Source organism: Billgrantia aerodenitrificans, assembly GCF_021404405.1.
In the GTDB taxonomy this organism is placed as follows: Bacteria; Pseudomonadota; Gammaproteobacteria; order Pseudomonadales; family Halomonadaceae; genus Halomonas; species Halomonas aerodenitrificans.
Genome location: NZ_JABFTV010000020.1, coordinates 1 through 20,961, shown reverse-complemented (window position 1 = coordinate 20,961; position 20,961 = coordinate 1). Strand labels below are relative to the sequence as shown.

19 protein-coding genes are annotated in these 20,961 nt (G+C 53.9%); 16 read left to right on the top strand and 3 right to left on the bottom strand.

What is annotated here, in order from left to right; all coding sequences use genetic code 11:
- Positions 1-142: 142 nt before the first annotated feature.
- The gene (locus HOP59_RS22920; RefSeq protein ID WP_234255678.1) at positions 143-661 is read left to right on the top strand and encodes an anti-virulence regulator CigR family protein; all 519 of its coding nucleotides are present in this window, start codon (positions 143-145) and stop codon (positions 659-661) included.
- Positions 662-682: 21 nt separating this feature from the next.
- On the opposite strand, the gene HOP59_RS22915 is transcribed toward HOP59_RS22920, so the two are convergent.
- Complete coding sequence (locus HOP59_RS22915) at positions 683-1,420, bottom strand: Crp/Fnr family transcriptional regulator (RefSeq protein ID WP_234255677.1); 738 nt, start codon at positions 1,418-1,420, stop codon at positions 683-685.
- A 268-nt stretch (positions 1,421-1,688) separates the two neighbouring features.
- Between HOP59_RS22915 and HOP59_RS22910 the strand changes: the two genes are divergently transcribed.
- The gene (locus HOP59_RS22910) at positions 1,689-2,069 is read left to right on the top strand and encodes a histone-like nucleoid-structuring protein, MvaT/MvaU family (RefSeq protein ID WP_010628778.1); all 381 of its coding nucleotides are present in this window, start codon (positions 1,689-1,691) and stop codon (positions 2,067-2,069) included.
- A gap of 101 nt (positions 2,070-2,170) precedes the next feature.
- Here HOP59_RS22910 and HOP59_RS22905 read toward each other — a convergent pair whose 3' ends face one another.
- Positions 2,171-2,995: a helix-turn-helix domain-containing protein gene (locus HOP59_RS22905; protein WP_010628777.1), complete on the bottom strand. Its 825-nt coding sequence runs from the start codon at positions 2,993-2,995 to the stop codon at positions 2,171-2,173.
- 387 nt (positions 2,996-3,382) lie between these two features.
- Here HOP59_RS22905 and HOP59_RS22900 point away from each other — a divergent pair, with 387 nt between their 5' ends.
- The 14 genes from HOP59_RS22900 to HOP59_RS22835 all read left to right on the top strand — a co-directional run bounded on the left by HOP59_RS22900 (position 3,383) and on the right by HOP59_RS22835 (position 20,523).
- Positions 3,383-3,643, top strand: a complete 261-nt coding sequence (locus HOP59_RS22900) for a hypothetical protein (protein ID WP_234255676.1) — start codon at positions 3,383-3,385, stop codon at positions 3,641-3,643.
- A gap of 13 nt (positions 3,644-3,656) precedes the next feature.
- Entirely contained in the window at positions 3,657-4,145 is a 489-nt protein-coding gene (locus tag HOP59_RS22895) for a hypothetical protein (RefSeq protein ID WP_234255675.1), read from the top strand.
- Between the two features lie 486 nt (positions 4,146-4,631).
- Positions 4,632-6,104: an MBL fold metallo-hydrolase RNA specificity domain-containing protein gene (locus tag HOP59_RS22890; protein WP_234255674.1), complete on the top strand. Its 1,473-nt coding sequence runs from the start codon at positions 4,632-4,634 to the stop codon at positions 6,102-6,104.
- A gap of 80 nt (positions 6,105-6,184) precedes the next feature.
- A complete protein-coding gene (locus tag HOP59_RS22885; protein ID WP_234255673.1) occupies positions 6,185-7,522 on the top strand; it encodes a UDP-glucose dehydrogenase family protein in 1,338 nt (445 codons plus the stop codon).
- Positions 7,523-7,712: 190 nt separating this feature from the next.
- Positions 7,713-8,648 carry a KpsF/GutQ family sugar-phosphate isomerase gene (locus HOP59_RS22880; RefSeq protein ID WP_234255672.1) on the top strand — a complete coding sequence of 312 codons (936 nt, stop codon included), beginning with the start codon at positions 7,713-7,715 and terminating at the stop codon, positions 8,646-8,648.
- Between the two features lie 183 nt (positions 8,649-8,831).
- Positions 8,832-11,030, top strand: a complete 2,199-nt coding sequence (locus tag HOP59_RS22875) for a polysaccharide pyruvyl transferase family protein (RefSeq protein ID WP_234255671.1) — start codon at positions 8,832-8,834, stop codon at positions 11,028-11,030.
- A gap of 2 nt (positions 11,031-11,032) precedes the next feature.
- On the top strand, positions 11,033-13,273 hold the full coding sequence (locus tag HOP59_RS22870) for an alginate lyase family protein (RefSeq protein ID WP_234255670.1): 2,241 nt from the start codon (positions 11,033-11,035) through the stop codon (positions 13,271-13,273).
- A gap of 35 nt (positions 13,274-13,308) precedes the next feature.
- Positions 13,309-15,105 (top strand): hypothetical protein, encoded by a 1,797-nt coding sequence (locus HOP59_RS22865; RefSeq protein WP_234255669.1) that lies wholly within the window; start codon positions 13,309-13,311, stop codon positions 15,103-15,105.
- Complete coding sequence (locus HOP59_RS22860; protein ID WP_234255668.1) at positions 15,102-15,992, top strand: glycosyltransferase family 2 protein; 891 nt, start codon at positions 15,102-15,104, stop codon at positions 15,990-15,992. The genes HOP59_RS22865 and HOP59_RS22860 overlap by 4 nt, the downstream gene beginning before the upstream one ends.
- The gene (locus HOP59_RS22855; RefSeq protein ID WP_234255667.1) at positions 15,989-16,417 is read left to right on the top strand and encodes an oligosaccharide biosynthesis protein Alg14; all 429 of its coding nucleotides are present in this window, start codon (positions 15,989-15,991) and stop codon (positions 16,415-16,417) included. The genes HOP59_RS22860 and HOP59_RS22855 overlap by 4 nt, the downstream gene beginning before the upstream one ends.
- Entirely contained in the window at positions 16,414-16,935 is a 522-nt protein-coding gene (locus tag HOP59_RS22850) for a glycosyltransferase (RefSeq protein ID WP_234255666.1), read from the top strand. The genes HOP59_RS22855 and HOP59_RS22850 overlap by 4 nt, the downstream gene beginning before the upstream one ends.
- A gap of 84 nt (positions 16,936-17,019) precedes the next feature.
- Positions 17,020-18,219, top strand: a complete 1,200-nt coding sequence (locus HOP59_RS22845; RefSeq protein WP_234255665.1) for an O-antigen ligase family protein — start codon at positions 17,020-17,022, stop codon at positions 18,217-18,219.
- On the top strand, positions 18,216-19,598 hold the full coding sequence (locus HOP59_RS22840; RefSeq protein WP_234255664.1) for an undecaprenyl-phosphate glucose phosphotransferase: 1,383 nt from the start codon (positions 18,216-18,218) through the stop codon (positions 19,596-19,598). Before HOP59_RS22845 ends, HOP59_RS22840 begins: the two co-directional genes overlap by 4 nt.
- Before the next feature lie 130 nt (positions 19,599-19,728).
- A complete protein-coding gene (locus tag HOP59_RS22835; protein WP_234255663.1) occupies positions 19,729-20,523 on the top strand; it encodes a hypothetical protein in 795 nt (264 codons plus the stop codon).
- Positions 20,524-20,583: 60 nt separating this feature from the next.
- Here HOP59_RS22835 and HOP59_RS22830 read toward each other — a convergent pair whose 3' ends face one another.
- Complete coding sequence (locus HOP59_RS22830; protein ID WP_234255662.1) at positions 20,584-20,841, bottom strand: glycosyltransferase family 25 protein; 258 nt, start codon at positions 20,839-20,841, stop codon at positions 20,584-20,586.
- Positions 20,842-20,961: the final 120 nt, after the last annotated feature.

The window sequence follows — 20,961 nt, the reverse complement described above, 5'->3', positions numbered from 1 at the left end:
GAGCAACTAATGCCGGGAGATGGCCCCCACTCATGTAATCTCCTGGGGTAATGCTCGCTTTCCGAATATGTGGCTTGTCGTTCCACACTCCCTGCGCATTCCTTGCCTAGGCTGAAAGAAACCCTTCGGTAAGGAGCAGCCCATGCGTATTTCCCAACGAACGGTACTCCACGGTGCGGCGGCGGCACTGCTGCTGGCCGGTGCGGCCTTTGCTCATGCCCAGCCTGCCGATAACCGTGGTCAGGGTCAGGGCCGAGGGCAGGCTCAGGAAATGGCGCCGGGGCAACAGGGGCAGGGCAGAGCCCAGCCCGGCGAGCGTGCGTCTCGAGGCGGGGAAGGGTGGCAGGGGGAGCCTCGCACAGGGCGGAATGTCGACTACGGCCCGCGCATAGATGAGCGCGAGATCCGCCGGTTGCTGTTCGAGCGACGTGACTGGATCGAGATCGACCGCAGCCGGGAAAGCCTGCCGCCTGGCATCCGCATGAACCTGGAGCGGGGCAAGCCGCTGCCGCCGGGCATCGCCAGGCAGTTGGACGATCGCATCCTGCGCGACCTGCCACGCTACGACGGCTACGAATGGCGCCGCGTCGGGCCTGACATCATCCTAGTGGATGCCGCCAACGCCATCATCTACGAGATACTGCGCGATATTTTTTATTGAGGCCGTAGAAGTAGCGAACTTCTAAGCGGGAAGCGCGAGGTTATCCGCTCTGAAGTCGCCCAGGGCTGCCAGGCCGCGCCAGTTGTTGATGCGGATTTGCCTGTGGTCGCAGCTTTCGATCAGCCCCTTACGCTTGATCTTGTTCAGCGAGCGGCTCACGTGAACGCTGGAAAGGCCCACTACATCCGAGATTTCCGATTGAGTGAGAGGGAAGAAATAACGCCCCCGGTAGGTCATGCCGGCCGCGTGAGAGCGGGCGAAGCATTCGCATAGCAAATTGGCGATTCGTCCTTCGGCATTGCGTGCCGAGATGTTGACGATCCAGTTCATGGCCACGCTGTGGCTGATATGACCCGAGGCCTTGAACAGGCGCAGGATGCGTGGCCGCTCGAACAACCGCTCGGCGCTTTCTGAGTCGATGGTGGTGAAACGCAGCGGCGTGATCGCCTTGATGGAATAGTCGAGCCGGTTGTACAGCCCCTGGCCGTTGTCGCTGATATCGCCCGGCAGCAGCAGGGAAGTAATCGGCTCCCTGCCGTTGCGCAACATCTTGTAGCGACACGCCCAACCCTTCTCGATCAGATGCAGGCAGTCCAGTACCTCACCTTCGCGGGCCAAGTGGCTGCCCTTCTTCACTTCCCGCACGGGGCCCGTGTAGCTATCGAAAACGCGCTTGTCCTCGTCGCATAAATCCAAGCGTGACTTGAGGTTATGAAACAAATACATGCCATCCTTAGTGTGCTTGACCAATGTCTCCATACCCCCAGTGTAGCAAACGACCGAGCGGCAACAAGGTCGTAAATTAGATGATGCTGATGGTATGGCGGCTTGGAAATGGTCATACAAAGCAGGCGGCGGCTTCTTGTTCGTGCCGCATCCGTTCGGTTTTCGGAATTTCGTTTGCCACATCTATTTGACGTTGCCGATAAAGTCGATGAAAATAAGATTGAGTGTTGTCATTTCGGCCGGGTTGTTGTATTTATAAGCCGCATCCCGCAAAACTCCCAAATGAATTACAGGATTGCCAATGTCCCTTCTTAGCGAATTCATGCAGAAAGAGCAGCAGCTCAAGCAGCTTCAGGCTGAAATGGAGCGGCTGCAAAACGACGAGCGCCTGAAGGCCGAGCTCGAGTTCAAGGACAAGCTCGAAGCGCTGATGCGCGAGTTCAACAAGAGCTCTGCCGATGTCATCAACCTGCTGGAACCGCAGGGTGGCAAATCGGCTCCGGCCAAGTCGGCGGCAGCCGGTGGCGGCGCCCGTCGCAAGCGCAAGCTGAAAATCTACAAGAACCCCAAAACGGGTGAAGTGGTGGAAACCCGCGGTGGTAACCACAAGACGCTGAAAGCCTGGAAAGACGAGCACGGCTCTGACACCGTGGAAGGCTGGCTGGTTCGCGTCGAGTCTTGATTACCTGCGAAGCCGGGCCAATGGCCCGGCTTCGTTCGATTTGCTTGTCCTTGCTCAAGATTTAGTCGTCGGGCACAGCGGTTGTCTGACCCAGCGTAAGCTCATCGATTCTTTTGAACCGGCAGCCGAAGTACGATTTCTTCCTGCGTCCACTCCACCTGAAGTGCCTCTCCCGTGGCGTGATAGCGCTCTGCGGGCAATCCTTCGCAAATCAGGTACTGCACCACGTCTGGTATCTCTTCCAGCGATTCGACCGTAACGCAGGCCTGATGCTGAGAAGGCACCTTCAACAGACGGAACGAGGGTGGAATGGGGGTGCCCTGCGCTTCGTTCTGGCTGACAACCGGTCCGACGTCGATTCGATTCGTTTCGCTGGGCAACGGCGTGTTATACATCAAGGCAATGATATGGCCGCGTTTCAGGCGCTCGGATAAGCTTTCCGCTCCCTTGGCGTGTTGCCGCCATGTCTTGAGCATGCCCAGAGCGGCGCTATGCGGCTGACGATAGAGCCGGGTCACTAGGGCATGGCGCATGTCCGCATGACGTATTTCAAACGTTGGTGGTTTACGGGCCCCCTCCTTGTATACAGGGTTGTGGTGAAGTCTCAAACGTAGCGCCTGGCGGTATTGGCGCGGTGTCTGATTGTGGTATCGTTGGAAAGCACGGCTGAACGCGGAATGGTTCTGGTAGCCGCACTGGCCGGCAATGGTTCGTATCGAAAGGGGGGTCAAGGTCAGCAGACGCGCTGCCTTCTCCAGGCGTAAACTGTCACGGTATGCACTTGGAGATAGACCAAAGCACTGCTTGAACCTGCGCCGGACCTGTGAGGTCGAATAACCGAGTCGGCTGGCGAGGTCTTCTATTCCCTGCTGGCTATCCAAATGGTCTTGCAGCCAGATCTCCGCCCGCATCATCTCGTTAAACATAACTGTCCCTTGCTCGATTCGGCAGCAACGACTCGTTTGCTGCGTCTGCCAAAACACTGGTGCCCTCACTGGCGCCTGGGCAGAGCCCGGCGGGCATAACGCCCGCTTTTCTTATGGCTTTTGAGAATCTCTTTATGCGCTTGGGTGGCAGCCAAAGGCAAGTTTGGTTAACGAGTTTGACCGTTTGTGCATAATACGTACTGGGAATGATACGCAACTCCTTTACGTCAGGCAGCCTCTGTTTCAGCGTAGCGCAACGTCGTTTCTTCGCTACACAGCGGTTTGGCGGTATACTGGAGCTCTTCATTAGCAGGCGCCGCTGGGGGAAAGGCCCAGGTGCTTGAGCAAATACGGATACACATGAGAAACCAAAAATCGAACCGGTCCATGGATGAGCGCGAAAAACTGCGCAAGTTTCGAGAACTGGACGACGCCTTCGCCGAGGCACTGCGCGAACTGGAAAAGCCCAATCCAAAGCTTGATATTCCCACGGGGCCGCCGGTGCGTAGCCTGGCAGAGCTGGAAGCGGAAGAGCAGCAGCAAGCCTTCGAGCGGCGGCTCAAATCGCTGATGAAAGAATACGCACAGCCCAGGGAAAGCGTGGCAGTCCTGCTGCGTACCTTGCAGAGCCTTGGACGCATTGCCTGATCTGCAGTCCTCTATGACCTACTTTCTGGTGATGGGTAGCCTGGCGTTATCCGTCCTGTTCACGCTGGGGTGGGCGCTTTCCCGCCTGCTGCGCTGGGTGGCTTCCGGCCTCTCGCTTGGCAGTGGCAAGGGGAGTGCCAGGTCCCGGCGCTCGTCAGGGCGCGGCAGTCGTACCGCCGCCAAAACCGCCAAGTCCAATACGGGGAACAAGGCCAGCGCAAAATCCGCTGCCAAGGCGGGAGCCACCGCCAAGGCCAAGCCTGCCGGCGAGCCCTGGCGCATTACCCGGCGCCTGGCCGAATGGCGCTCCAGCACCGCGCTGGCGCTGGTTGCTGCATTCACCTACCTCGTGGCACGCCTTGCCGAACACGGCATGAGCTACCGCCCACCCCATACGTTGCCCAGTGGGTTCGGCACCTTGCTGTTCGGCCTTGGCTGGCTCTCCGCCGGTTTGATCCTGCTTGCACTGCTGCATCGGCTGGCGGTGTGGCGCTGCCGTTGAGTCAGCGTCGGTGTGATGAATTGTCATAAAAAAGGCTGACATGCCGCTCATGAGCCCGCGCTGATGGAACAACTGTTTGAGTTGTCAAGGGTATTTCCTTGCCGATGGCTGTAGAGCATCCCGTGCGAGTGCCGTAGAATTCAGCTATTCCAATAACGATACCCGGCAGGGAAGGGCCGCGCCGCAGGAATGATCCGTGGCGTTGCCGAAACGTCGAGCACATGCTCGACAAGGGACCGTGAAAGCATTGCCCAGGGCTTGGTGTGTCCTGTGGCTTTCTCGTGCGCATTTGCGCAACGCCCCGTCCCGGTACATGGTATCGCCAAGCGACCAGGGCCAGGGAACCGCCCGTAACAATCCCCGGGCGGTAGCGTGCCTGGCGTACGGAACCTAAGCCAGACTGGGCTCGATTTCAAAGATGAGCAGCTCCAAGCGGAATAAAAGCCAAACAGCTTGGCCGGATGCTCGAGCCAAGACATCGAATCCTTGGTCAACGATGAACAAGACGACTACGTGAAGATTCTCCACCACGGCGGCGGTGCGGGTGTAACCGGCAGCTGCCACCGGCTGCAAATTGCCGAGGGTCGCGCCCTGCTGGTCGATTGCGGCCTGTTCCAGGGGCAGGATGCCGATCACGTCGAAAGTCTGGAGCAGCATACCGTGCGCTTCCCGGTGGAAGACGTGCTGGCGCTGGTGGTCACCCACGTGCACATCGACCATATCGGCCGACTTCCCTATCTGCTGGCGGCAGGTTACAAGGGGCCGATTCTGTGCTCGGTGCCATCGCAGCGGCTACTGCCTTTGGTCATAGAAGATGCGCTGAGAGTCGGTTTCACCCGCGACCGCGCCCTAATCGAACGCTTTCTGGCTGAGGTGGAAGGGCGCCTGGTAGCGCTGGAATACAAGCAGTGGCACACCGTGCTCGACGACGAACACCATCGCATTCGCGTCAAGCTGCAGCGCGCAGGGCACATACTCGGCTCCGCCTACGTAGAAGTGGATTCTCAAGACAAAGCCAGCGGGCAGAGCCAACGCACCATCTTTTCAGGCGACCTGGGCGCGCCCCACGCACCGCTGCTGCCGGCACCCAAGCCGCCCTATAAAGCCGACGTGCTGGTGCTGGAAGCCACGTACGGCGACCGCCTGCACGAAGACAGAGTGCACCGCCGCCAGCGGCTCAAGGCCGCCATCGACAGAGCGTTGGAAAACGGCGGCACCGTGGTGATACCTGCCTTCAGCGTAGGCCGCACCCAGGAGCTGCTCTACGAACTCGAAGGGCTGATACACGACGCACGCAGCGAACGCTGGCGCGAGCTCGAGATCATCGTCGACTCGCCCCTGGCCGCACGTTTCACTGAAGTTTACCGCGAGCTCAAACCCTGGTGGGACGCCGAAGCCCACCGTCGGCTGCGTAGCGGCCGCCACCCGCTCAGCTTCGAGAACCTCTACACCGTAGACGACCACGCCGCGCACGAGCGCACCGTGGCCTACCTGGCCGAGAGCGGCAGGCCTGCGGTAGTGATCGCCGCCAGCGGCATGGTCAGCGGCGGCAGGGTGGTCAACTACCTCAAGCGCATGCTCCCTGACGAGCGCCACTGCGTGCTGTTCACCGGCTACCAGGCCCAGGGCACCCCAGGGCGCGACATACAGCGCTTCGGGCCCAGCGGCGGCTGGGTGGAACTGGAAGGCCAACGCATCGAGATTCGCGCACGGATCGAAACCGTAAACGGCTACTCGGCCCATGCCGACCAGCACGACCTGCTCAACTTCGTACGCCGCATGCGCCACCCACCAAGGGAAGTGCGCCTGGTACACGGCGACGCCCACGCCCAGGCCGCGCTCAAGGCCAAGCTGCTGGAATGGGCCGAAGGGGCAGGGCATGAGTTGAGAGTGACGCTGGGTAGCGACTATCTTGCCGAGAATACGAATACAGAGGCTTATGCCCAGGCGCTAGCATGAAGATAACCATGCCAGCGTAAACTTGGCACGCCTAACATCAGTTCTACCTACTTGAACGTGCAGGATTTTAAGGAACGGCAATGAACGTTACCGTATTTGGAACCGGCTATGTAGGCCTGGTGACTGGCGCTTGCCTGGCCGATGTCGGCCACGACGTGATGTGCATGGACATCGATGCTGACAAAATTGCACGCCTGGAGCGCGGAGAGATCCCCATCTACGAGCCCGGTCTCGAAGCCATGGTCAAGCAGAATGTGGCCGCAGGAAGGTTGCGCTTCACGACCGAGGCTGCCAAAGCGGTGGCCTTCGGCAAGCTTCAGTTCATTGCCGTTGGCACACCGCCGGACGAGGATGGCAGCGCAGACCTGCAATACGTGCTCGCCGTAGCCAAGACCATTGGCGAGAATATGAACGACTACAAGGTGGTGATCAACAAATCCACCGTGCCGGTGGGAACGGCGGACAAGGTGCGTGCCGCAATTGCTAGCGCCCTGGAAGCCCGTGGCGAGCAAGCCGAGTTCGACGTTTGCTCCAACCCAGAGTTCCTGAAAGAAGGCAGCGCCATCGAGGACTTCACTCATGGTGCGCGTATCGTGGTAGGTACCGACTCAGAGCGGGTCAAGGCGCTGATGCGTGAATGCTACGCCCCCTACAACCGCCTGCGCGACAAGTTGATGTTCATGGACATTCGTGCCGCCGAGCTGACCAAGTATGCCGCCAACGCCATGTTGGCTACCAAGATCAGCTTCATGAACGAAATAGCCAACCTGGCCGAGAGACTGGGCGCCGACGTGGAACAGGTGCGCCACGGTATCGGCTCGGACCCACGGATTGGCTACTACTTCATTTATCCCGGCTGCGGCTACGGCGGGTCCTGCTTTCCCAAGGACGTACAGGCCCTGGCCCGTACCGCCAACCAGGTTGGATACGAGCCGAAGCTACTCAACGCGGTAGACGCGGTTAACCAGCGCCAGAAACAGACCCTGTTCAACAAGTTGATGCAGGCCTTCGATAGTGACCTGCAAGGGAAGACCATTGCGCTGTGGGGACTGGCCTTCAAGCCCGAGACCGATGACATGCGCGATGCCCCGAGCCGCATGCTCATGGAAGCCCTGTGGGAAGCCGGCGCCAAAGTACAGGCCTACGACCCGCAAGCCATGCGAGAGTGTCGGCGCATCTATGGCGACCGCGACGACCTGGTGCTGGTGGCCGATCGCATCCAGGCAGTGAAAGGCGCCGATGCTTTGGCCATCTGCACGGAGTGGAAAGACTTCCGCGCTGTGGATTTCGACTGGTTAAAACAGCAACTGGCCATGCCTGTGGTAGTGGACGGACGGAATCTGTTCGATCCTGTACGAGTAAAGCAAGCGGGCTTGCTTTACTTTGGGGTGGGGCGGGGGGATTCGCTAAGAAGCTAATTAAGCAAGCCTAACTTAAATGGCGCCCTTAAGTTTTTCTCCTGAAATTGGGTTGAGATAATTAGTATATAAAAACTATCTTTCTAGCATGGCTCCTTTAAGAAATGAGAAACAAGCTCTTTGCATGAAGCAAGGAAGTCTTAATGATGAGCTTGAAAAAGATTTAATTTTTATCTTTACGAGGAAGTGAATGGACCATATTTCTATCGCTAGAGAGGCTATGGTAGCTCAGTCTGATGCTGTCAGAAAGATTGCACACTCACTTGGTGCTGAATATCAAAATTGCGTCCAAGCAGTATTGTCCTGCCAGGGTGGAGTGATTATATCAGGAATGGGAAAGTCAGGACTGATAGGGCGCAAAATAGCAGCAACTTTAGCTTCTACAGGAACGCCAAGCTTTTTCATGCATCCCGCAGAGGCCTATCACGGCGATTTAGGAATGATAACATCAAGTGATATTGTTTTTCTGCTATCTTATAGTGGAGAGACAGAAGAAGTTATCAGGCTAATACCGGTGTTAAAGGCTTTTGGCAATATTATAGTTGCAATTGCTGGAAATAAAAATTCTACGCTTGCAAGAAATGCAGACATTTATCTGGATGTTGAAGTAGAAAGAGAGGTGTGTCCTAATAACTTAGCACCTACGACATCCACTCTGGCGACCATGGCTATGGGAGACGCTTTGGCAGTTTCTCTCATACGTGCACGTGGCTTTGAACCTACCGATTTTGCCCGATTTCATCCGGGCGGTAGCTTAGGGCGGAAATTATTAACGCGTGTTAAAGATGTTATGCACGCTGAGGTTCCCTATGTGACGCCCACGACTCCCTTGCATGAATGCCTCATGGTAATGACTGCTGGTAGAATAGGCATAGTCATAGTTGTGGAGAACGACCAGCTTAAAGGAATTATTACTGATGGCGATATCCGCAGAGGACTCTTGAAAGACCCGGGCGGTCTTGTTAAACCTGCTAAAGACTTCATGACAAGCTCTCCAATTACTGTTGAAGAAAACGTTCTGCTTGCTGAGGCGGAGAAGATTATGAAAGAACGAAAGGTCCGGATTCTGTTAGTGCGTGGGTCCGAGGCTGGAGATATAGTCGGAGCGATTGAGATTTTCGATTAAATGTTGTCTCAGATCGTCATATTGAGATAGTTATTTTGCTTAAATTAATTTAGATGTGAAAGGCTCGTGTTGGGTATGGCTTTAAATATTCCCTATGGCGCCAATACGTTTGTAGAGGTTGCATATGGGGGGCAAAGTTATCGGTATTTGCTATTTTTAAATATTGCTTAAGGCTGATAGGCTATGAAGCTGGAAGTATTTAGAATTTATAAGCGAAGAATTTATAAGAGTATGGAAAAAGAGAAATGGGATAGAGCCTATTTTCTCTGGAAGCTCTGCAGTGTAATGAAAAAAAATTATAATTACCAAACTCAGCTGAAAAATTTTTTCTTAACTGAGAGATTCGATAGTATATTTCATCTCTATAAAGTGGCGCTAAAAGTTGAGCCAGACAATACAAAACATTTGGTTAATTTAAAAAGAACTTGCAGAAGATTTGGTGATGATGGTTTTTTCAATATAGTTGAAAATGGCTTGAAAGTTGTAAAAAAAGGCAATGAAAAAGCAGCCAACAGTGCGACTGTTTATTTTTATATGCGCTATGGACTGTTTGACAACGAAAGATTGAAAGAAATAAAAAAAATTCTTCACGCAGGAACAGTTAATGATGAAGCTGCCTTGCTTGGGCTTAGGTATATTTGGCTAATGCAGAGAGAGGTTGACCGACCTTTGTCTGAGCTTTATCTGAAATACTATAAAGAGTTCAGGGGGAGCGATGCTGGTCGTCAATTGGCAGTCGAGTACGCGACCCTTCTGGCACAAGACGAACGGTATGATGAAGTTGGAAATTTATACGCTCATGACGAGATAGCGGATGTGGCTTGGAAATCACTTCCGCTGAGTAAATATTTACACGATACCTCCCAAGATAGTGGAGTAAAAATAAAAGAAAACGCAGAGCTGTATGAGTATATTAAAAAAGGCACTGAGATTTTTTGGAGTTCTGTTAGGACAAAAAATTTTGCGATAGTTGGCAATTCTTCTTGCGAAAAAGGAAAAGAAAGAGGAGAGGAAATAAATTCTCACTCAGAGGTGGTTAGATTTAATCATTTTAAAATTAGTTCTGATTATAAAATTGACTATGGTGAGAAGACAACCGTCGCAGTAATTAATATAAGTGCACTGGATGCCATAAAGAAAATTCCAGCAAATGTGCATACGGTAATAATCACAGCGCCTGATTACTTAACCACTTTCATGGATCATGTTGCTGTAATCAGCCTGATGAAAAAAAATATTAAAGTAGTCGTTGTAGAGAAGGGGGTAACAAAGAAACTTATTGATATTTTGCAGGCATCTCCAAGCTCCGGTTTGCAGATTTGCTATGCATTTTCTTTAGCGGCTACAGAGAAAGTCAGTTTTTATGGCTTTTCTTTTACAGATCAAATTGGTAGTAATGCCAGTAGTTCGAACTATTTTAGACGCAGCAAGGCAAGCACAAGACATAATTGGCATGGAGAAAAGGAAGTGTTCAAACTATTAGCTGAAAAAATTGGGCTAAAGAAACAAAAGCAAAAAATAGTTCGGCATGGAGATGGCGTTTACTCAGAAAAAACACTACAACCTTTACGAGTTAAAATACTTGGAGATCATACCAAATACCACTGCGGCTCAGCAGCGGTTTTTAAATATTTTCATATGGAGGTCTCGAGAGAGCACTTTGTCGTTCAGGACGATGAGTATGATGTGTTAATAGTCAATGGCGAAGGGAGTATGCATCATAACAAGAATAATTACCGAAAGAAAATGGAGGCATTAAGAGAGGCGGTGGAGAAAGGAAAGAGAGCCGAGCTTTTGAACACTGTTTGGCAGAACAATGATAATGAATATGATGATGTTTTAAAAAAGCTAGACCGTATTGTCGTGCGCGAAGTTAAAAGTCAGGAGGATTTATGGTCGAACCATGGCGTTGAGTCAGAAGTTTTGCCTGATTTTTCTTACTTTTTGAAAGTTCCTGAGGCTGAGGGAAATGCCAAAGAAGCACTAGATAAAAAAATATGGGTTACGGATTTTTTCTCACGAGAGTTTGATTCTTTCGTCAAGCTCACAGGGTCAGAATATGCGAAATACCCATATATTGATATGAAAAATATGGGTTGGAATGAGCTTGTTCAGCTTCTCCGTAAGTCTGAAATATTGATCACGGGGCGCCATCACGCCATGTACGCAGCATGCAAGGCAGAAATACCCTTCGTTATTTTTCCCGGTAATACGCATAAGATAGAAGGGCTCTTTGCCTCAGCGGGAATAAATATCCCAATGTGCAATTCTAGGTACGACATTGCTAACAATGTCCAATGGGCAAAGAACAACCCTCAAGCTTACCAAGACCTTTTTTCTTGGATGAAAGCGCATAAAAAATGGACTTTTAAGGTGGTCTGAGCATGTTAAAGAGGAGCGGGGTGAAGGTTAAATATTGGCTAAGTAAAGTGCCATACGCAAAAAGCATAAAAAGAAAGCTATTTTCAAGCCAGAGTGGAATAGGTGTTGCTGTTAGCTATCCCAGTGATCGCAGGCAGCCTCAATTTTCAGAAATTCATGCTGACGACGAATACAATGGCGGTTCTTTTGTCCTTTATAGGGTTTTGGGGAATGATTTATACCCTAGGCATAAAAAAGGCCAAACGCTTGAAAATTTAAATTTCATTCTACGCAACGAGTCTGCTTTTCCAAATTGTAAAAAAAAGTACATAATTAACAGAATAATTGACAAGGAACAAGAAGAAAAAATAGTAAAAAGACTGCAGGAGGAGGGGTGCGACTTTGTAAAAATACCTTTTTCATTGGATGAGTATCTTAAGATTCCTCTTGATATTTCAGGCGTTCCTCAAAATTACTTTCCTTACAGAATGGAGTATCAATATCTGAGCGAGCCTGAAAAGCAACGCATAAAGATGCGGATCTGTAGGCTAAAAAATAACTATGTGATGAATAATAACGGAGCGAGAAATGTTGCTCTAAGAAGAGGGAAGTCTGAAGCTGATTGGGTTTTGCCTTGGGATGGCAATTGTTTTATGACTGAGTCAGCTTGGAAGCTGTTGTATAGTGATGTAAAAAATAAAAAGATGCCATATTTTTTTGTTCCTATGGCGAGAATAGAGGATAACCAAAAGCTGCTTGAGGACTTGCATGTTGTGAGTGCAAGCGAAGAGCCTCAGATGGTATTCCATTGCAATAGCAAAGAGGAATTCAACGAAGAGTTTTACTATGGCAGACGGCCAAAGGTAGAGCTCTTTTGGAGGTTAGGAATTGCAGGGGATTGGGATAATTGGCCAATTGAGCCATGGGACTTGCCGTGCCCTGAATATTCCCCTGATGCTGGTATGTATTCCTCTGCTGGATGGGTGGCACGCCTATTTTCGGGGCAAGCTCACTTGGAAAATGGAAAGTCAGGTTTGGTTGATCGTGGCTTAGCTCGCAATGAGGCTATAGCAGATCTACTTGAAAGGCTGGATAGTGATGGGTTTAAAGCTCGGTACGACTCACAACGTCTTTGTTATGTGGCTGAGGTAGCAGAGCATGGGTGCATAAAAGATCCTTTTAACTCAGAATTGCTTCGCAACGCAAACGCTTCCCTCTCTCGTGGCCCATACTCTGTTATAGATAAAAAAACACTGCCGCCCAGTAGAAATCTTCATGATTATTGGCATCCTGCCCCGTACTTCTGGCCGAACCCAATCCCCATGCCGGGGCTTCCTTACATTCGAAAGGACGGTAAGCGCGTCCCCGGTACGCGATTGTATGAACCTCTGAGCGATAATTATGATCGTACGCGCTTACAACGCTTGTTTGACGATACTTTTTCCTTATCCCTGGCAGGCAGTGTGAGCAAAGATGAGCGGTATGATGCCCATGCAGTAAAGCTTGTATGCACTTGGTTTCTCAATCCTGAAACAGCAATGTCCCCTCATCTTGAATATGCTCAGGTGAGAAAAGGCTGGAATAAAAACAAGGGAAGCAGTTCAGGTATTATTGAGGCAAAAGATTTCTACTATTTTCTTGATGCTGTCAGGTTGCTGGAGCGGCGCGAAAAGCTGACGAAGAGCAACTCAAATGATCTCAGAGAGTGGCTATCTAAATATCTGCACTGGCTGAGAACTAGCCCCCAAGGCGTGAAAGAGCGTTCAGCACTTAACAACCATGGTACCTATTATGACCTGCAGGTAGGGGCCATTGCTGCGTTCCTCGGAGAGGATATGCTTTTGCGTCATACTCTACGGGACAGTCGTTTCCGTATCGTTCAGCAATTTTCTACAGACGGTAGTCAGCCTGAAGAGCTTAAGCGTACAACTACTGCACACTATTGCTGCTTTAACCTTCAGGGATGGATTCATCTGGCGCAACTAGCCGAGTCATGCGGTGAGGATCTATGGAGCTTCGAAGGCCCAGAGGGGCAGAGTATACGTAGGGCGATGGAGTGGTTGCTTCCGTATATAGATAAGAATTGGCCTTTCCAGCAGATCGACGAATTCGACTCTGAGCGGTTCTACCCAATCTATTACGCCTATCTTTCCCGTTATGGGAAAATGAGCGGGCTTGAGCATTTGGAAATTCCCAGCAAGGAAGAGGTTAAGCCATTGTTTTTCCCACATGATGGTATTCGCCCCTTTTGGCAGTTGAGTTGAATGGTAAGACATATGTCTTTTAGGTGTGATACCTGATGTGGTTCTTTCGCGTTGCGCTACGCCAACTGTATTGGTCGGCAGCGGTGCTCAAGAAGTTTTTCAAGCTTGTGCCTCTGCCCACGCTTACCCTCGTTGTGCTGACCCTGGTGAGCCAGTTTTCTCGAATGCTGGCTTTTTTCTTGCCACTGAAAGTCATTATCTTGATCGGCTCGACAGGTACGCCGCGTTATTTTCCTGATTCATGGGCGGCGCTCGATCGAGACGCTCTGGTCATTGCACTTAGCCTTGCTACCGTCTTTTTCTATGTTGTTTCTCTCACATCAGAAAAATTGTTGAGCATTATGGCGGAGAAAGGTGCGGCCGGTGTGGTGGCAGGCACGCACAAGATGGTCCTGTTCACGAATCAGGATGAAGTCGCCAGCCAGGCTTACCAGAAGCTGGCTGCGGGCTTGGCAACCACAGTATTGACTGTGGTTATTGCCTTGCTTTTTTCCTTGGTATACCCAGCTTTTCTGTTTGCTGCGCTTACCTATGTGCTGGCCGCTTCAGCCCTTGTGGCGCTGATGGGGCGTAATGTCGGTGCCCGTAGTGAGCTGCAACAGAAGGCGGCTACCCTGGCAAGTCTGCTTTCGGGCATCGGCTTCATGGTTCTATTCGCCTTTATGGTGGTGGATTTTCTACTATGGGAAGGCGTAGGTTTCATGGTGGCGATTATTAGCTTATTGCTCTCACGGCAGCTCTTGAACCGCCTCGATGGTGTGATCAAAGATGCCATCTGGCTTAGCGATAAACGCTTGCAAATTAATGCCATCTTTTTTACTGGCCACCGCCTGGAGCAATCCCCGGAGCATTCTCGCAACAGGAAGTTCTGGAATTTTCTCTCCTTGAGTGAAAGCAGTGAGCCACTATTACCCGTGCTTGAGCAGGTCAAGGGGCACGACCTGCCGAACGGCGCCGAGGTAAACTGCCGTTGGAAACAAAGCGGCTTGGTGGATCTGCTGGCTTTTGAAGTCGAGTTGAAGGGGGCTGAAGATGGGATCGAGCGGTATCTCCTCAAGATATTCGGAAAACGGCATCGTAAAGCGGCAATGAGCGAAGCTGATATTTTGTCGTCCGCTTCCGGCCCTCTGCTACCTGCACCGGAGCTTGTCTATATCGGGGAGATGGAGGGTTTTGATATCCACCTGTTCCGCTTGCCCCACTGGTGCGTTCCGGGAAGCTATGCTGCGCCGAAGGTGCAGATTGAGTGGCTGGCAAAATATTGGCAGATTGAACCCGATAAAACACTGGTCAACCGTTATCAGCGGTCTCATCCACTGCTACAGCATCGTTTGGGCATGAGGATGTTGGAGCGGTTGGCGGTCGTAGCTGGGAACGGCGACGATATGGCTGCCCTTGAGCAAACCAAAGATCGCTTCGAGGATATCTTGAAACAACTGAATCTGCTCCCCTTGGCATTGTTGAACCCTGGTGTGCCTAGGGAACTGTGTTTTGTATCGGAATCAGGAGAGCTGCTTCAGGCTCACGTGGGAAATTGGGCGCTGGAACCCCTCGGATTAGGGTTGCCTTGTGGTGAGTCATGGCTACCGAAGCTTGATGAACTCTTGGCCGAGGCTTCGGAAAAACGTGAATCCCTGCTGAATACACCTGCAGCGCGAATACGCCTTTGTGCTTGCTGCAGTGCTTTCGAACAGAACTTCAACAAGCAGCGTTACGCTGATGCCATGGCGCTGCTGCCTGATATCCTTGGCTGCCTCTCTGAACTCGATATGGATCATGAAGTGGGGAGCACGACCCCGGCTTGTCCTGCGGCGGGTGAGCGCAACGCATGAGTGTCGATGTGCCTACGCTTGTCATCTCTATCATCGTACCTACCTATCGGGATTGGCACGCCTTGCGCTCTTGCCTTGATGCTTTGGCCGATCAGACCCTGCCGGCGCAGGAATTTGAGATCCTCATTGTGGAGAATGCTGGCGAAAGTCCGCCATGCAATATTCTGCTGCCGGACAACGCTCGATTGGTCCATGAATCAGTCCCTGGCTCCTACGCTGCCCGCAACCGCGGCATTGCAGAGGCCCGAGGAGAGGTGCTCGTATTTCTCGATGCGGATTGTGTTCCTGCTGCTGGGTGGCTTCAGGCCGGAATTGATTGCTTGCAGTCGCATCCCGAGGTGGATTTGGTGGCGGGTAACATCGAGCTGACCTATGCCACGCCGCGGTTGACGCCTGCCGAGTGCTTCGAGAAGGCCTTTGCGTTTCGTCAGCAGCAGAACGTTGCCAATGGGTTGGCGGTAACCGCTAATTTGTTCGTGCGCCGCAGGGTGTTCGAGGAAGTCGGGCCGTTCAACGCTGAGCTGATGTCCGGTGGTGATTTTGAATGGACCCGGCGTGCCACCACCCGGGGGCATCGTATGCTGTACTGCGCCGAAGCTGTGGTTCGGCATCCGGCACGTGCTTCTCTCTCCGCCTTGGCCGGTAAAGCCCGGCGGGTAACGTCCGGCAGCCAGGCGCTGTACCGCGAGCGCGGCAGGCTGGGCAACGTGCGGCGTGTGCTCGGCAACCTTCTGGGCGATGTAGCTATGCTGCTCACACGGCAAGACATGACCTGGCGCGAACGCGCTTGGGCGTTGCTGGTGCTCGCTTATCTCAAAGGGGTGAAGGTGGCACAGCGGTGTCGCCTGATGGTACCCGGCGCCGAGCGGAGAGGGCTGCCGCGGTGAGGATTTTGTTCGCCGCCTCTTTTGGCGGCCATTGGGCACAGTTGAAGCGGGTATCCGTACTGCTTTCCTGCGATGAGCGTCAGTTCGTTTCCACCGCCGAGTCGCAGCATACCTCGGCAGACTATTACCTCGAGGATTTCAGTATTCGCGAAGTATGGCGCGGCGTTCTGCAGTTGCCCCGCGCGCTTGGTATCGTACGCCGCAGCCGGCCAGACGTAGTCGTCAGCACCGGGGCGGCGCCGGGCCTCTTGATTCTGTTTGCCGGCTTCCTGCTGGGCCGCAAGACGATCTGGGTGGATAGCATCGCCAACAGCCGCAAGGTCTCGCTTTCGGGTCGTGCGGCCTGCCTGTTCGCTACGCGGGTGCTGACCCAATGGCCAGAGCTGGAAACCCGCCGTGTGCGCTACCTGGGCCGTTTGCTATGAACGTGCTGTTCACGGCGGGTACTCAGTTTCCGTTCGCTCGGATGGCGCGGGTAGTGGAGGGAGTGGCCGAGCGCTGCCCGGAGTGGCGCTTGGTGTTTCAGGCAGGGCCTGGGGCTTCCGGCTCCGCTCTGCCTGTCTGTTCCCCAGCTCATGCCGACGTGAAGGCCGCGCCCATGTTCCCTCAGGTAGAATTCGAGGCGCTGTTCCAGGAGGCCGATCTGGTGGTTACCCACGCGGGCATGGGTAATCTGCTGCTGTGCCTGGAGCGGGCCAAGCCCTTCTTCATGCTGCCTAGGCTGGCAAGCCTGCGGGAGCATCGCAACGAGCACCAGCGCGACACTGCCGAGGCCATATCGGAGCGCTACGGCGTTCCCGCTTTCTTTGAAGTAGAACCGCTGGTGGAAGCGATCCTCGGCGCTCAGAGTGAAGCGCCGCCTGCCTTGGAGCTGCGGGATGCCATAGAACGTGAGAGGAGAGTGTTTGCAAAGCGGTTGAATTCCCTTGTCGAGTCGTTATGATCTGCGCGCGGGCCAGCACGTGGCTTCATTGAAAATTACCCTGTGAGGCGCCAGGTGCTATTCAGTTACAAGACAGCTCTTCATTTGACCCTTGCGGTCACCTTCCTTGCATTCGCGCTGCTGGTTTCGGCTCCCATCCGGATACACGCCTTCGTTGCGCTATTGCTGATTTATTCCGTAGGGTTTCTCATTTTCAATCGCCACCAACTTGCGATGACCCGGCAGGATTGGCTGGTTGTGTTGCTGCTGTCGCTGTACATGCTCAGCCACTTACCCGTTTTCGTCATGAGTGGCTTCAGCACGCGTTATTTGGCACCGGGCCTGCATATGATGGGTATCATTCCCATTTACTTGATGCTTCGGGTCGCGTTGGCTGAGCTCAGCCTGGTGCGCTTCCGGGCTGTGCTGGAATATGGCGGCTTCGTCGGTTCGTTGGGTGGCGCCGGCATTGCGGTTTATGAGGTTTATCTGCTCGGCCAGGCTCGGGTGGATGGTTTTCTTTTCCATATCAATTTCGGCTATCTCAGCGCCTCGCTGTTCTTCCTTATGGTGGCCCTGTTGCCGAGCACGCAGCGAAGGGCGCTGGTCGGTGCCGGCGCGCTGCTTGCGCTGCTGGCCACCCTGCTGAGTACCTCGCGCGGGGCGGTGTTTGCCATCCCCATCGTTTTCACCGTGCTGTTGGTGTGGCAGTGGCGGCGCATCGGCGCGGTGTATCTGGTTGTCGGGCTGCTGGGGTTAGGGGGCTTGGCACTGGCAAGCTACCTGACCTTGCCCCAGGTGGAGGAGCGGGTAGACCTCACGGTGAGTGAGGTGGAAAGGATCCTGGAAGGGGATTTCCGCCATAACTCCGCCGGTGGTCGAGTACGACTGTGGGCGGCTGCTATCGAGGCATTCAAGGAGCGGCCTTTGGTGGGGCTGACCTACGACGAGCGAGATGCTCTGAACCTGGAGCTTGCCGGTACGGGTATCATCAACGAGTGGGTGGCGACCATCAGCCGTGGTCATGCCCATAGCCAGTATTTCGAAACGTTGGCTACGGGCGGAGTCATCGGAGTGGTAGCGCTGTTCTTCTACCTGATATTTCCTGCCTTGTATTTCTTGCGGCGTAGCCATCAGGAGCCCGATAACCCATACTGGTTCGTCGGTTTCGTGTTCTCCCTTGGGTTCATCGTTTTTTGTCTTTCCGAGGTGGCGCTGCAGCACGAGATGATTGCGACCTATTACGCTTTCGTCATGGCGCTACTTTTCGTGCTGGCCTGCAAGGATAGCGAGCGTAGCGCATGAAAGTCGCCCCGATCAGTTTTGCCGATCGTTACCCGGCGCAGCTCATCGTGCCGGTTTTCGATGTGTTCTGCATTTTCGCCGGCGGGCTGTTCGCCTACTGGCTGCGATTCGGCACCTTGCAGCTGCACGAGCGTTTCTGGCTGGCCATGATCATCATGGCGTTGCTGGTGGTGTTGCTGAACACCATGCAGCGGGGCTATAGCTCCTGGCGGATCAAGCGGCTGCCGGCGATGATTGCGCGGCTTGCCATGACCTGGCTTATTCTGGCCGCCATTGCTACCTCACTGATCTATTTCGCTCATGCCGCCGAGCGCTATTCGCGCTTGTGGGTGGGCTTTACTCTCGTGTCGTCTTTCTTGCTGGCGGGCGGGGGACGTATGCTGGCGCAGCTATTGTTGCGTCGAGCGCGCCGCCAGGGGCGTGCCAGGCGGCCGGTGTTTCTGGTTGGCCCGGGAGAGCAGCTCATCCGCGTGGCCGAGGGTATGCGTAAGTACCCGGCAGAAGGGTACTCCATTGCCGGTGTCGAGCGCCTTGCCGGGGGGCTGGATGAGGAAACCATCGAACGCCTGAGCCGCCGCGTGGTGGAGTCGAACGCCTGCGAAGTGTGGATCTGCGTGCCGCTCGAGATGGGGGGCGCGGTGCGGTCCATCTTCTATGCGTTGCGCAACCATACGGCGGAAGTGCGCTTTCTGCCTGACTTCCGCGACATGCACCTGCTGAACCACAGCATGAGCGAGGTGGCCGGCCATTTGGCGGTGGACCTCAGCGTTACGCCCTTCAACGGTGTGACACGCATCGTGAAGCGCCTGGAAGACCTGGTACTGGGCAGTTTTTTCAGCCTGCTGGTGCTGCCGGTATGTCTGATCATCGCCATTGCCATCAAACTCACCTCGCCGGGTCCTGTGCTATTCAAGCAGTTCCGCATGGGAGACAACGGCAAGCATTTCAAGGTGTACAAGTTCCGCTCCATGGAGGTTCACGAGGAGCCGGGCGGGAAGGTCACACAGGCCCGGCGGGGCGATCCGCGAATTACCCGGCTGGGGGCGTTCCTGCGCCGTACCTCACTGGACGAACTACCGCAGTTCTACAACGTGTTGCAGGGGCGCATGTCCATCGTAGGCCCGCGCCCGCATGCACTGGCTCACAATGAACACTACAAGGACATCGTCGAGTCGTACATGAAGCGGCACAAGGTCAAGCCCGGCATTACTGGCTGGGCTCAGGTCAACGGCTTGAGAGGCGAGACCGATACCGTCGAGAAGATGGAGCGTCGGGTCGAGCACGATCTCTGGTATATCGACAACTGGTCGCTGTGGCTGGATTTGAGAATCATTGCCTTGACGATCTACAAGGGCTTTATGAACCCTAATGCGTATTAGCGCATAAGGTTCGGGGAGTCAGTGAAAAAAGCGCCTGCGGGCGCTTTTTTCGTTCTTTCCCGTGGCACACGGTATGTTAAGGTTTTATGACAAATTGCATATCGTTACATTCTAAAAAACGGTTGTACGCATGGGAATGCTGGTTTTTGATGGCCTGCGAGAGAGCCTGAAGAGTGCAAGGGTTGTGTCCAAGGCTCGCAGAAAGTGGAAGCACTGGAGGTCGGGGCGAGATACTCAGGCAGCTTTGTCATGGCTGGCCCGGGAGCGCGATGCGGCCCTTCAGGAGCTGGAGCATCTGCGTGAGCGCTACCTTCGGCTCGAGAAAAGGGCCATTGAACGCAATTTGGTTGAGCCCTGCAGGGCGCTGTTCGTCTATCCCGAACAAGAGGACGTACCGAAGCACTCTTTGCCGATAGGAGCGGGTAACTCGGTTACCAAGCAGGCCCGCGGACGTATCGTGTGGAATGGCTTGAGTGACGATCAGGCCTTCCATCTGGAAATGGAGTGTCTTAGGCGTGTTGGTGACAGCCAGGTAAGCCTGGACGGAAGATGTCACTTCCCGCAATTGCTGACGTGGGATGCTACTGCGCGTTCGTTCACCACGACGCACAACGGAACGCCGTTGGATAAACTGCAGCGAACCGTTTCCGTCCCCGATATAGAAGCGCAGCTTTCCAGCATTGCCATGACGCTCGAAAAGGCGTCGGTGGCGCATCTGGACATTGCCGGGGGCAAGAACGTCACCGTCGATGAGGCTGGTACGCTATGCCTCATCGATTTCGATATCGCCTGCCTGGATGGCTTTCCTTTGAGTGAGAAGATCCAGCGGCGGTACGAGGCTTTCCTGGCCGCGGGCGGCTATGTCGGATTCGTAGAGGAGTTGCGTAAGGCAACGCTGGAAAACCCCATGATCGAACCGAGCTGATCCGAGGCCGGTCATCGCCAGCCCGGTTTCTCACGTTCTTTGGCGGAAGTGCTGGCCTCGTTAGCCTGCATGCCCACCGTATTGGCGTTTTTCCACGGCATCGATTTCGGATGGGGTATCGGTTTCGAGCAGGAGGTTGGGTTCCACGCCGTAGGCATGAATGTGGCTGCGCTGAATGTAGCCTGTCAGGTAATCTGCCGGCATGCGGATGGGGTAGGCCAATTCCAGCAGCTTTTGGGCGCCGGCTTGGCTGAGCCAATAGCCTCGGCCACTGATGATGCAGCGACGCGACTTGGCGCTGGGGTAGCGGTAGCGCACTAGGCTTTGTCCGAAAACTCGAATTTGCTAATGTCACCTATGCCGCAGCAGCATAGGTGACCTATGGCAGGACGCTACGAGATCTCCGACAACGGCTGGGCCCTCATTGAGGACATCGTA

Bases quoted from the DNA above. Each gene is read 5' to 3' on its own strand.
- HOP59_RS22920 (WP_234255678.1), top strand. From the start codon at position 143: ATGCGTATTTCCCAACGAACGGTACTCCACGGTGCGGCGGCGGCACTG.
- HOP59_RS22915 (WP_234255677.1), bottom strand. From the start codon at position 1,420: ATGGAGACATTGGTCAAGCACACTAAGGATGGCATGTATTTGTTTCAT.
- HOP59_RS22910 (WP_010628778.1), top strand. From the start codon at position 1,689: ATGTCCCTTCTTAGCGAATTCATGCAGAAAGAGCAGCAGCTCAAGCAG.
- HOP59_RS22905 (WP_010628777.1), bottom strand. From the start codon at position 2,995: ATGTTTAACGAGATGATGCGGGCGGAGATCTGGCTGCAAGACCATTTG.
- HOP59_RS22900 (WP_234255676.1), top strand. From the start codon at position 3,383: ATGGATGAGCGCGAAAAACTGCGCAAGTTTCGAGAACTGGACGACGCC.
- HOP59_RS22895 (WP_234255675.1), top strand. From the start codon at position 3,657: ATGACCTACTTTCTGGTGATGGGTAGCCTGGCGTTATCCGTCCTGTTC.
- HOP59_RS22885 (WP_234255673.1), top strand. From the start codon at position 6,185: ATGAACGTTACCGTATTTGGAACCGGCTATGTAGGCCTGGTGACTGGC.
- HOP59_RS22880 (WP_234255672.1), top strand. From the start codon at position 7,713: ATGGACCATATTTCTATCGCTAGAGAGGCTATGGTAGCTCAGTCTGAT.
- HOP59_RS22875 (WP_234255671.1), top strand. From the start codon at position 8,832: ATGAAGCTGGAAGTATTTAGAATTTATAAGCGAAGAATTTATAAGAGT.
- HOP59_RS22870 (WP_234255670.1), top strand. From the start codon at position 11,033: ATGTTAAAGAGGAGCGGGGTGAAGGTTAAATATTGGCTAAGTAAAGTG.
- HOP59_RS22865 (WP_234255669.1), top strand. From the start codon at position 13,309: ATGTGGTTCTTTCGCGTTGCGCTACGCCAACTGTATTGGTCGGCAGCG.
- HOP59_RS22860 (WP_234255668.1), top strand. From the start codon at position 15,102: ATGAGTGTCGATGTGCCTACGCTTGTCATCTCTATCATCGTACCTACC.
- HOP59_RS22850 (WP_234255666.1), top strand. From the start codon at position 16,414: ATGAACGTGCTGTTCACGGCGGGTACTCAGTTTCCGTTCGCTCGGATG.
- HOP59_RS22840 (WP_234255664.1), top strand. From the start codon at position 18,216: ATGAAAGTCGCCCCGATCAGTTTTGCCGATCGTTACCCGGCGCAGCTC.
- HOP59_RS22835 (WP_234255663.1), top strand. From the start codon at position 19,729: ATGGGAATGCTGGTTTTTGATGGCCTGCGAGAGAGCCTGAAGAGTGCA.